The organism is Melaminivora alkalimesophila (genome assembly GCF_000282995.1).
In the GTDB taxonomy this organism is placed as follows: domain Bacteria; phylum Pseudomonadota; class Gammaproteobacteria; order Burkholderiales; family Burkholderiaceae_C; genus Melaminivora; species Melaminivora alkalimesophila.
This window is the reverse complement of the sequence record NZ_ALEE01000113.1, coordinates 1-11,235: the sequence shown is the minus strand read 5'-3', so window position 1 is coordinate 11,235 and position 11,235 is coordinate 1. Positions and strand designations below refer to the sequence as shown.

Sequence of the window (11,235 nt, the reverse complement as noted above, 5' to 3'; positions counted from 1 at the left end):
CTGGTACGGCCTATGGGGAGCAGGTCAGAACAGTTGTGCGCCCAATTCCACCTCCAGTTCCTTGATGGCTCGCGACAGCGGCGATTGCTCGATGTGCAACCGCTCAGCCGCGCGCGCGAAATGGAGTTCTTCTGCCACGGCTAGGAAGTAGCGCAGATGTCGTAATTCCATGATATCTACTCCATAGTTTGTGTACGGCGCGCTGCTTTTCTGCAACGCGCCGTCACACATGGCGCTGAAGGCAGCAAAAGCGCGACAGCACCGTCAGCCGAGCCGTGATCTGGCCAGTCGCGGAGCGCGCACTACCAGCCGGAGACGAGACTTGGCAGAGCCACTACACTCATTTCAGTTTTCCATGGCGCTGCGCGCCACCCGCAGGGCATGAAACATAAGAGGAGTCCGCAGGCCGCGGAGCCGGCCAAGTCAGCGAACGCCGTGGCCGGATCTGCGCCGGCCACCGGCGTTGTCCCCCCTCACGCAGGAGAGGGGGGATGGTGCGAAGCGACTCAGGGGGTGTTTCACTTCAGCGTGAAGCGGGCGGTCGCCGCCTTGCCATTGACCGTGACGACCGCCACGGCCTTGGTGCCAGGGCCCACCTTGAAGCTGCCGGTGGCCTGCAGCCTATCGCCAGCCGGTTGGAGCTCGACCTCCTGCTTTTCGGCGCCGGTCAACAGTGTGACTTTCGCGCTGGCCTTCGAGACATCGGCAGGCTTGCCGTGGTCGCGCACATGGAGCTGGATCGCTTCGGGCTTGGCGACGAGTTCGTAGTCCATGTCCCTGACCTCGACCACGACGCCGCCGTGCATCGGCTGGTGCTCGTGGGCGTGGTCATGCTTGCCGCCAGCGGCGAAGGCCGCGCTGGCGAAGGTTAGGCTGATGGCAGCGATGGTGGCATGCGTTTTCATGGGTTTCCTTTCGGGCAAGTGAAGAAAATTGGATGGTTTGGGTGTCACAGCGCCTCGGCATCCTTGTCGTTTTCCAGCCGCTCTGCATCCTTGCGGCCGAATAGCCAGAACAAGACGGGTGTGAGGAAGGTGTCGAGCAGCGTCGAGCTGATCAGGCCGGAGAAGATGACCACGGCTACCGGATGCAGCACCTCGGTACCAGGCTGCTCGGCCTCGAACAGCAGCGGCGCCAGCGCGAAAGCCGTGACCAGCGCAGTCATCAGCACCGGGCTCAACCGTTCGAGCGAGCCGCGCACGATCATCTTCTTGTCGAAGCTCTCGCCCTCGAAGCGCATCAGGTTGATGTAGTGACTGACCTTCAGGATGCCGTTGCGCACCGAGATGCCGGCCAGCGTGATGAAGCCGACGAGCGCGGCCACCGACAGGGGCTGGCCCGACAGCCACAACCCGATCACCGCGCCGACCAATGCCAGCGGGATGTTGACCATGATCAGTGCCGAAAGCGTGCTCGACTTGTAGCGGCTGTACAGCACCACGAACATCAGCACCAGCGACACGATGGACAGCAGGCCGACGAGGCGCGAGGCCTCCTCCTGCGCCTGGAACTGTCCGCCCAGCGTGATGAAGTACCCCTCGGGCAACTTGGTTTCAGCCACGACCTTGCGAATGTCCGCCACGATCTCCGACAGCGCACGGCCTGACGCATTGGCCGACAGCACGATGCGGCGCTTGCCATCGTCGCGGCTGATCTGGTTGGGGCCGTCGCCGTCCTCGATCGTCGCGATCTTTGACAGGGGTATGCGTCCCGTCGGCGTCTCGATCAGGATCTGGTTCAGCCCATCAATTGACCGCGCGGTCTCGGGTAGCTTCACCACCAGCGCAAAGCGCCGACCGCCCTCGACGATCTGCGTGATCTTCTCGCCCTCGACCAACGATTGCAGCGTGGTCAGTACCTGCGGTGCCGGCACGCCATACTGCGCGGCGGCGGCGTAGTCGATATGCACCTTGATCTGCGGCGCGAGCACCTGCTTTTCGATCTGCAGGTCGGCGATGCCGGGAATGGCCGCCAGCTGTTGCCGCAGGGCCTCAGCTTGCCCGCGCAACGCATCCAGGTCCTCGCCGAAGATCTTGATCGCGATCTGCGAGCGCACACCCGAGAGCATGTGATCGATGCGGTGCGAAATAGGTTGCCCGATCTCGATGGCAGCCGGCAGGTTGGACAGGCGCGCGCGAATGTCGGCCCGAACCTCGTCCATGCTTCGCGTCAGCTCGGCGGTCGATTTCAGGCCGACATCGAGTTCGCTCACATGCACGCCCTCGGCATGTTCGTCCAGTTCGGCGCGGCCACTACGCCGCCCGACGTGCGTGACCTCGGGCACCTGGCTCACCAGCACCTCGGCCTGGCGCGCCACCGCGGAGCTTTCGGATAGGGTGACGCCGGGGTTCAGTCGCAGGCCGATCAGCAGCGTGCCTTCGTTGAAGGGCGGCAGAAAGGTCGTCGGGAAGAAAGGCACCGCAGCCGTGGCCGCCACGACCGCGATACCCGCCGCGACGATCGCGGCTTTGGGCCGTTCCAGCACGGTCTCCAGGCCGTTGCGGTAGCGCGCCTTCAGCCAGGCGAGCACCTTGGTGTCGCCGTGGTCGAGGTTCTTCATACGTGGCAGCAGGAAGAAGCTCAGCACCGGCGTGATCGTCACCGACACCACCAGCGAGGCCAGCGTCGAGACGATGAAGGCGATGCCCAGCGGCACGAACAGCTTGCCTTCCAGCCCCGGCAGCGCGAACAGAGGGATGAAGACCAGCACGATGATCACCGTGGCATAGAGGATGGCCGAGCGCACTTCCATCGTCGCGCGGCTCACAACTTCGAGCGGGTGTAGCCGCTTGTCGGGGTGTTTCGCGCGGTCTTCCTTCAGCCGGCGCAGCACGTTCTCCACACCGACCACGGCATCGTCCACCAGCCCGCCGATCGCGATGGCCAGGCCACCGAGCGTCATCGTGTTGATCGATAGGCCGAAATAGCGGAAGACCAGGGCGGTGATGAAGATCGAAACGGGGATCGCGGTCAGCGCGATGACCGTCGGTCGCAGTGTGCCAAGGAAGAAGAACAGCATAGCCGCGACGAAGACCGACGCGCCGATCAGCTTGCCTTGAAGCGTGGTGATCGATGCTTCGATGAAGCTTGCCTGGCGAAAGGTAACGCGAGGCGCTTCCATGCCTGCGGGCAGCGAGGCCTTCAACCCGGTCAGCGCGTCCTCGATGGCGTTGGTCAGGGCGATCGTGTCGGCGGTGGGCTGCTTCTGGATGCCCAAAATCACGGCCGGCTTGCCCTCGAAGCCGGCATCGCCACGCTTGATGGCAGCGGCAAAGGTCACCTCGGCGATCTGGCGCAACAGGATGGGCTGACCCTGGCTGGCGGTGAGCGCAAGGTTCTTTAGATCATCCAGGCGTGAGGTGCGCCCGAGGTTGCGGATCAGGTACTCCCGGCCGTTCAACTCCAGAAATCCACCCGAGGTGTTGGCAGAAAAGCCCTTGAGCGCCGCTTCGAGCTGATCGTGCGTGATGCCGAGCTCGGCCATGCGGGCCGTGTTCGGCTGTACCTGGAACTGCCGTACCTCGCCGCCGATCGGGATCACCTGCGCCACGCCCGGCACCGACAGCAGTCGGGGACGCAGTACCCAGTCGGCGTACTCGCGCACCGCCATCGGGCTGATCTTCTGCGGATCGACGGGAATCGCGATCTGCATGATCTCGCCCATGACCGAGCTGATCGGACCCATGCGCGGCACGACGCCTTCGGCGAGGCCTTCCTCCATGGCCGACAGTCGCTCTGAGACGAGCTGCCGCGCGCGGAAGATGTCCGTGCTCCAGTTGAACGTGACGTAGAGGAAAGACAGGCCAGCCGACGAGGTCGAACGCACCGACTCGACGCCGGGCAGCCCGTTCATCGTCGTCTCCAGCGGGAAGGTGATGAGCTGCTCCACCTCCTCGGCGGCCATGCCGCCGGCCTCGGTCATGATCGTGACCGTGGGCTTGTTGAGGTCCGGGAACACGTCCACCGGCGTTTGGGACAGCGTGAAGGCGCCATAGGCCATCAGCACGACGCTGGCGATGATCACCAGCATCCGGTTGGCCAGGCTGTTGTCGAGAAGCCACTTGAACATGCGGACTCCTCAGCGCACCTGGTTGATCAGTGTGGCCCCCTGCGTGGCCACGCGGTCGCCGGCCTTCAGGCCCGACGTGATCGCCACGTTCACACCGTCCAGCGGCTCGGCCGTGACGGTGCGGGGCTCGAATCGCTCAGGCGCGGTCTTCACCCAGACAATGCTCTGATTCGCCGGGTTCTTCATCAGCGAGGCCAACGGCACGGCGATGCCTTTTACCTTGCTCTTGCTCTGCACGAAGACGCGCACCGGTTGGCCTACCGCCAGCGCCGACAGCGCGGCAGCTTCAGCGCGGAAGGCCAACGGCAATGCCTGTTCGCGCAGACTGTGCGCCGCACCGACGAAAGTCAACGGCACGCGCTCCTTGCCGACGGCGAGCGTGGCGCTACCGACATCCGAGCTGATCGCCGCATCGAAGGCGAGCGCCTCGATGCGCAGCCGCGCCGGATCGATGACTTCGAAGATGAGTTCGCGGGAATCGACTACTTGGCCCGCCACCGCGTTGGCGGAGGCAATCACGCCCGAGACGGGCGCAATCAGCACCTCGCGGGTCGCAAGTCCCCCACCCACAGCAGCGATGCGCTCGGTCAGGCTGCGTGCCTCGCTCTCGGCCGCCTCGATGTCCTTGCGCGGCACGGTGTCGGCCAGCTCCTGCAAGCGCGCGACGCGCTTGTCCGCCAGGCTCTTGGCTGCGCGCAGCTCGGCCAGTTGCGCGGCCTGGTTCGATCGCTCGATCGGCGCGGCCGAGGGCACGACATAGGCCAGCACTTCCCCTTTGCGCACCGCCTGTCCGGGATTTGGCAGACCTCGTGGCCCCGGTTCGATGCGGCCGGCATTCAGTGGCTGTACCTTGCCCCCTGCGTTGGGGTCCATCACCACCTTGCCATTCAGCTCGAACGAGCGCGGCAACTCGGCCTCTTCGGTGAGCAAGGTGCGCACGCCGAGTTGCCGCTGCGCGGGCTTGGGCAGAAACACGCTGCCATCAGGTAAGCGTTGTGGGCCATTGGCGTTCGGCGCGGCGGCTGCGTCGCCATGATCATGGCCTTCGCCGGCGAAAGCTGGAGTGGCTGCACCCAGCGACAGAGCGATGGCTATGGCAAGAAAAATGCGTTTCGAGGTCATGCGGCATCTCCAGCATGGCGTTGACGGGAGGACACCATGCGGCGGCCAATGGTGAACAGGGCCGCAAGCGCGGCCACTATGCCAATGGCCCAGGCCGCATAAGGTGTCCAAGGCTTGGAAGGCCCGGCAGCATCGGTATGCGCTTCTTCGTGGTGATCGAGTTCGCCGGCGAGCAAGTCCACCTCATTGCCTGCGGCGACCGTTGCGGTGATCGGCAGTACCCCAGGCCCAGGCTCAGCCGTCAGAACGACCTCGTAAACATCTTCGTGCTTCTCGGCCTTGAACTTTTCACCGGCAACTTCGAGTTCGATCTGGGCGTCTGTCACCGGGGTGTTGTCAGCGGTACGGTCAAGATAGAGGGTGATGTGCTTGCCGTTGAGCACGCCGACAAGTTCGAAGATGTCGGAGACGGCGATGAACCGTGGGAGCGCGGGGCCAGTAGTGGCCGGGGTCGCGTCGCCGTGGTCATGGCCTTCGCTAGCGCGCGCCAGCGGAGACAGGAGAAGGGCCGTGGCGATGCTGAGCACCGCCAGTAGGGGAGAAAGTTTCATGGTGAAGGTTCCAGATGGGATTCCAGATGGATGTGCTGCGTTATTAATAGCTGTTTACGATTGATGGATAAGCTCTGGGTGCCAATTTCACTCATATCCTGCCGTTCACTGCGGCAGCAGGCCCAGTGCCTGGCGCCATGTGGAAATCGCCGAGGCCAGCTCTATGCGGCTGCGCGCCGCCTGCCGTTCGGCCTCGGTGGCTTCGGCTTCGATGCGCAGCCGTGTCGGAAGATCGGTCTCGCCCAGGCGGAAGGATTTGTCGAAGAATCCGCGCGTCTCACGAGCCAAGGTGGCGCGGCGTTCCGCGGCTGCAAGCTGCGTGCGTGCCGCATTGACCCGGACCTCTGCGGCCTCCCTCTCCGACTGCAACCGCGCACGATCCAGCGCGAATTGGGCCTGTGCTTCCACAGCATCGGCCCGAGCAGCCGCCACGCGGCTGTCGTGGCGAGGGCCTGCGCCGAACGGAATTCGAATGCCCACCGTGATGGCTTGGTCGTAGCGCTCGCCGAATGCCCCACGTTCCCGCGTGGTGGACAGTGTCAACTCCGGGTTCGCCCGCGACTGCTTGGCGGCCAGGGCCGCGGTGCGCTCGGCCACGGCGGCACGGTCTTGCAACTCGTTGAGTGCAGGGTGTATTGGCATGTCTGACGAGGTGGGTTCAACCTCGGCAGGCGATGTACCCGTAGGCGCAGCGAGGGCAACACTGCCGGTCAGCGCCTTCAATTGCTGCTGCGCCGTCGTCGCTCCTGCCTCGGCCTGCGCCACGGCCGCTTCGGCTGCGGCCACAGCACCGTCGGCCTGGTGTTGGTCGGCCTGCGCCAGGTCGCCGGCCTTGACGCGCCGCGCAACGTCGGTGGCGATGCGGCGAGCATTGTCCAGTTGCCCACGTGCGATGTCGGCGTCGATGCGCGTGCGTTCCCAATTCCACCAGGCCTCACGTACCGTGGCGGCGAGTCGCAGTCGCGCCGCTTCCACACGGCTCTCCACGGCCGCAGTCTGCGCATCTGCCAGTGCACCGCTGTTGCTTCGCTCACCTGGCAGCCACAGAGGGATGGCGATGCCGGCCTCTAGCTCACGGGCACCGTCGTTGCGCGTAAGCCGGTCCGTCTTGTTACTGATTTCGAGCGCGGGTGGCTCGGGCGTCCATGCCGCCGCCGCACGCCGCTGCGCTTGGACGGCATCACGGCGCATCAGCAGCGCCTGCGATTCGGGCTGCCGCGCCCAGGCTGCGTCGAAGACGTCCTTCAGGTTGGCTGGGAGCGCTTCCGGTTGGGCATATACGCCGGCGTTCACGCCGGCCAAGAAAGCGGCAAGTACGGCTTGCCGCAGACGGATTGATGTTTTTGTCTTCGGATACATTCGATGCTCCAGTGTTGAGGGGGATACACGGGAGACCGGCGAATAGCGACCATACGGCCGCGCCACATCTGAACGCCCACGTCAGCAGGCGTTCGGACGCGAACGGGAATCAGAAAAGGAAGACCCCGCTTCGCCGATCAGGCAAGGTGAGACCACTTGGGGCGCTCGGGTCTAAGGGAGTGGTACGCAGTACATGGCTCATCGTTGACCGCGATGGATGGACTGGGTATTTGTTCGAATCGCAGTGACTCGACACGGAGCAGCATGCCAGCGTATTGCCCGTGGCAGTGCCCGCAGTCATGACTCACGCCGAGCGTGGCATCGCTGCTGGAAACCGTCGTATCCGATTCATCGAGGAGCGTGGAAGCATGGCCGTGCGCAGCATGGTCATGGTGTCCGAGATGGCTCACCGCGGAGCCTAGCTTGTGCACGCAATAGCCAGCCACCGCCGCCCAGGTTGCCTGGGTAGGCAGTAGTACGAGCAGAAGTATGGCGAGCCAGCGGCGCATGGAGAAAGTGTAGCAGTAGCAATGTCAGTCCAGGAGCAACGATGAGGGGGTGTCTCTCCGGCCACCTCAATGCCCAGCGAGGTGCTGCTCGCTTTGATGAGGCGAGGCGGCATGGAAACAAACTCTGGCAGAGTGCGCGGGTGTCAGCAGTGTCAACCGCCGGAATACAGTTCCAGTCGCGCACGCTGTGCTTCCGGTGCTTCGCTACGCATCTCATCGACAACCTGCTGGCGCGTCTTCGGTGCTGCGGAACTCTTGATGGGCACCGGCAGTCCACGTTGCATCAGCGTGAGCGTACCGTCCTTGCGGGCTGCCTCGACCTCGGCCAGCACCTGGGCACGGGTCTTGGTACTCTTGAAATGATCGGGGTGATACGTGAAGCCCTGCTCATTGGACGCGGGGTGCCAGAGCGAATCGGCCTGGGCCGCCATGGGCAGTGCCGTGGCCAGGATAATGGCTTTCATGGCGACAAGATGGGTCAGTTTCATTGCATGGTCCTTTCCAGTGTGATTTGCAGAAAATCGATATGCCCGAAGGCATGAGCACAATGTAAGAACCGGCACCGAACGGGAGTAGAACGTACAGATGACAATTTGGACAGGTTGCGAGAGACCGCAGCAGGAACGCTGCGCATGAAGCTGCTGATCGTGGAAGACGAAGCCAAGCTCGCGGACTATCTTCGCAAGGGACTCTCTGAAGAAGGCTATGTGATCGATGTGGCTGCCAACGGCATCGATGGCCTCCACATGGCCTCTGACGGCCACTACGACCTGATCGTTCTCGACACCATGCTGCCGGGCATCGATGGCTTCGGCTTGCTGGCTGCACTGCGGCAGAGCAAGCAGACGCCGGTGATCATGTTGACGGCCCGCCATCGCATCGAGGATCGCGTACGCGGGCTGAAGGCGGGAGCGGATGACTACCTCGTCAAGCCGTTCGCCTTTTCCGAGCTGGTGGCCCGCATCGAAGTGCTGCTGCGCCGCGTTGCTGGCACTGCGCCCGCACCCGATGCGCTGGTGCTGTGCCTGGGGGACTTGCAGGTGGACCTGGCGCGGCGGCGCGCTACTCGGGCCGGCCAGCGCATCGACCTGTCGGCAAAGGAGTTCCAACTGCTGACGCTACTCTTGCGCCGCAAGGGTGAGGTACTGTCGCGCACAGAGATCGCCGAGCAGGTGTGGGACGTGAACTTCGACTACGGCACGAACGTGATCGATGTTGCTGTGCGTCGGCTGCGGAACAAGCTCGACCTGCCCTTCGAGCGTCCGCTGCTGCACACAGTCCGTGGCATGGGCTACATGCTCGAAGATCGTCAGCCGTGAGACTGCGGCCTGCCGGATCACTAGGACGGCGGCTTGCCCGCTGGCTCGCCTTTCTTACGCTGGCCGGACTCGCCTTGATCTGCTTGGGCGTCTACACCGTCACCGCACTGAGTTTCAAGGAGCGGCAGATGGACACGCTGCGGCAGAAGCAGCTCCAAGTGAGCCATCTCATTGCCGAGGCGGGAGAGTTGGACAACGACACGCTTACGCACAAGCTCAATGACGCCATGGTCGGCCAGCAGGACGTGATGGTGATCCTGAGCGGTGCCGACGGCAGTGTTCTTTATGCCAGTTCAGCCGTTCCAATGGATCACCGCACGATCGACATGCGGTTCGAGGCCACGAACGGCACCACCTCCATCCAGGCGGTGCTGATCCTGGACGCCAGCGAGGACGATCGCGTGCTTGAGCGCTTAGCCCGCACGCTGGTCACGGCGGCGCTTGCTGGGACAGTGGTGATTGCCGTCGGTGGATTCACGCTGGTGCAAATCGGGCTGCGTCCAGTACACGATCTTTCGGCACAAATCCAAGCACTGGAGGCCGATACCCTGCACCAGCCTCTGGATGGCTCCGCTCAACCCGACGAACTGGTTCCGCTGGTGGCCCATGTCAATGAGTTGCTGAAGCGTCTGCACAAGGCCTATGAACAATTGGAAGCATTCAATGCCGATGTTGCCCATGAACTGTTCACGCCGTTAGCAACCTTGATGGGAGGCACCGAGATCGCTTTGCGCAAGGCACGCGACGCCGACGCGCTTCGGGATGTACTGGGTTCGCATCTCGAAGACCTCCAGCGCATGTCGATGATCGTGCAGGACATGCTCTTCCTGTCGCAGGCCGACCGCGGAGCCGAGGCCCGCCGCGAACACGTCGACAGCCTGGCCGATGTTGCGGGCGCGGTGGTGGACTTGCACGAGGCGGCCATCGAGGAAGCCGGTCTTCAAGTCCGTATCGACGGCGATGCCACATGCACGGCCGACGTGCGCCTGCTGCAGCGCGCGCTATCCAACCTGATCGGCAACGCAACCCGGCACGCGCATCAGCGCAGCACCATCTTGGTGCAGATCGACCGGCTGGACGACGAGGTGGCCCTACGGGTGGTGAACCAAGGTCACACCATTCCGACTGAACATCTACCCTACCTGTTCCACCGCTTCTACCGGGCGGATGCAGCGCGGTCGAACGCCGCCCGCAATCACGGACTGGGCTTGGCCATCGTGGCCGCCATCGCTCGCATGCACGGAGGGCGGACCGTGGCGGAATCAAACGGTGGCGTCACGTCCATCGGACTCACGGTGCCTGACCCTTTCAAGCCTTCTGCACCGCACCCAGAAGCCGCAACCCGTTGAGCACAACCAGCAGGCTGGCTCCCATATCGGCGAAGACGGCCATCCACATCGTTGCTCCGCCAAAAAGGGCAAGCACGAGGAAGACGGCCTTGATACCAAGCGCCAGCGTGATGTTCTGCCACAACACCGCGTGCGTCGATCGCGAGAGCTTCACTGTCTCGGCAATGCGTCGCAGGTCGTCGTTCATCACGACCACGTCGGCTGCTTCCATTGCTGTGTCGGTTCCGGCCGCACCCATCGCCACGCCGATGTCGGCCTGGGCCAGCGCGGGCGCGTCGTTGATGCCGTCGCCGGTCATCGCGGTCGGCCCCAGGTCTCGCTGCAAGGCCCTGATGGCTTCCAGCTTGTCCTCGGGCAGTAGATTGCCGCGTGCCTGCTCGATGCCGGCTTCGTGTGCTACAGCCGTGGCCGTGGCTTGGTTGTCGCCTGTCAGCATGACGGGAGTGATGCCCAGCGCTTGCAGCGATGCGACCGCCTCACGAGACGAAGGCTTGATGGTGTCAGCGACGGCAAACAACGCGATGACCCGCTCCGGACTGGCCAACAGCGTGACGGTTCGGCCTGCCTCTTCGTGCTGCTTCAGCCGTTCCTCCAGCGCCGGTGAGCACTGTCCGCGCTCTTCGATCAAACGGTGGTTGCCGAGCACATAGCTCACGCCGCTGACCTCTGCTTGTGCACCGCGCCCCGCCAGCGCCGTGAAATTCTTCGCTTCGACGCCATTCGGCTTCAGTCCGGCCGCGATCGCGCGCGAGACTGGATGGTCGGAATGGCTGGCCAACACCACGGCGACGTGTTCCGCGTCCGCCGACTCCGTCTGCGAATCGACGACGGCCCAGTCCACCAGCCTCGGCTTGCCCTCGGTGATCGTGCCGGTCTTGTCCAGCGCAATCGCCTTGAGCTTGCGCGCCTCTTCAAGGTAAATACCTCCTTTGATGAGAATGCCGCGGCGGGCGGCTG

At 63.9% G+C, this 11,235-nt stretch carries 9 protein-coding genes and 1 pseudogene; 2 read left to right on the top strand and 8 right to left on the bottom strand.

The window, feature by feature from the left end:
• Nucleotides 1-27: 27 nt before the first annotated feature.
• The 7 genes and pseudogenes from A612_RS01680 to A612_RS01650 all read right to left on the bottom strand — a co-directional run.
• Nucleotides 28-171, bottom strand: a pseudogene (locus tag A612_RS01680) (LysR family transcriptional regulator); the annotation flags it as partial.
• Between the two features lie 347 nt (nucleotides 172-518).
• A complete protein-coding gene (locus tag A612_RS01675; protein WP_019372880.1) occupies nucleotides 519-905 on the bottom strand; it encodes a type 2 periplasmic-binding domain-containing protein in 387 nt (128 codons plus the stop codon).
• Nucleotides 906-949: 44 nt separating this feature from the next.
• Nucleotides 950-4,069 carry an efflux RND transporter permease subunit gene (locus A612_RS01670; protein ID WP_019372879.1) on the bottom strand — a complete coding sequence of 1,040 codons (3,120 nt, stop codon included), beginning with the start codon at nucleotides 4,067-4,069 and terminating at the stop codon, nucleotides 950-952.
• A 9-nt stretch (nucleotides 4,070-4,078) separates the two neighbouring features.
• Nucleotides 4,079-5,191, bottom strand: a complete 1,113-nt coding sequence (locus A612_RS01665) for an efflux RND transporter periplasmic adaptor subunit (protein ID WP_051001391.1) — start codon at nucleotides 5,189-5,191, stop codon at nucleotides 4,079-4,081.
• Nucleotides 5,188-5,742 (bottom strand): hypothetical protein, encoded by a 555-nt coding sequence (locus tag A612_RS16355; RefSeq protein ID WP_075807007.1) that lies wholly within the window; start codon nucleotides 5,740-5,742, stop codon nucleotides 5,188-5,190. The genes A612_RS01665 and A612_RS16355 overlap by 4 nt, the downstream gene beginning before the upstream one ends.
• Before the next feature lie 105 nt (nucleotides 5,743-5,847).
• Nucleotides 5,848-7,101 carry a TolC family protein gene (locus tag A612_RS01655; protein WP_051001390.1) on the bottom strand — a complete coding sequence of 418 codons (1,254 nt, stop codon included), beginning with the start codon at nucleotides 7,099-7,101 and terminating at the stop codon, nucleotides 5,848-5,850.
• Nucleotides 7,102-7,762: 661 nt separating this feature from the next.
• Nucleotides 7,763-8,098, bottom strand: a complete 336-nt coding sequence (locus A612_RS01650) for a DUF4148 domain-containing protein (protein WP_040435567.1) — start codon at nucleotides 8,096-8,098, stop codon at nucleotides 7,763-7,765.
• A 144-nt stretch (nucleotides 8,099-8,242) separates the two neighbouring features.
• Between A612_RS01650 and A612_RS01645 the strand changes: the two genes are divergently transcribed.
• Together A612_RS01645 and A612_RS01640 are read left to right on the top strand one after the other, a co-directional pair.
• Nucleotides 8,243-8,929 (top strand): heavy metal response regulator transcription factor, encoded by a 687-nt coding sequence (locus tag A612_RS01645; RefSeq protein ID WP_019372874.1) that lies wholly within the window; start codon nucleotides 8,243-8,245, stop codon nucleotides 8,927-8,929.
• Nucleotides 8,926-10,278 carry a heavy metal sensor histidine kinase gene (locus A612_RS01640; protein WP_040435565.1) on the top strand — a complete coding sequence of 451 codons (1,353 nt, stop codon included), beginning with the start codon at nucleotides 8,926-8,928 and terminating at the stop codon, nucleotides 10,276-10,278. Before A612_RS01645 ends, A612_RS01640 begins: the two co-directional genes overlap by 4 nt.
• Here the strand turns inward: A612_RS01640 and A612_RS01635 are convergent.
• On the bottom strand, nucleotides 10,238-11,235 hold a 998-nt coding region (locus A612_RS01635; RefSeq protein WP_019372872.1), incomplete at its 5' end, for a heavy metal translocating P-type ATPase. The genes A612_RS01640 and A612_RS01635 overlap by 41 nt on opposite strands.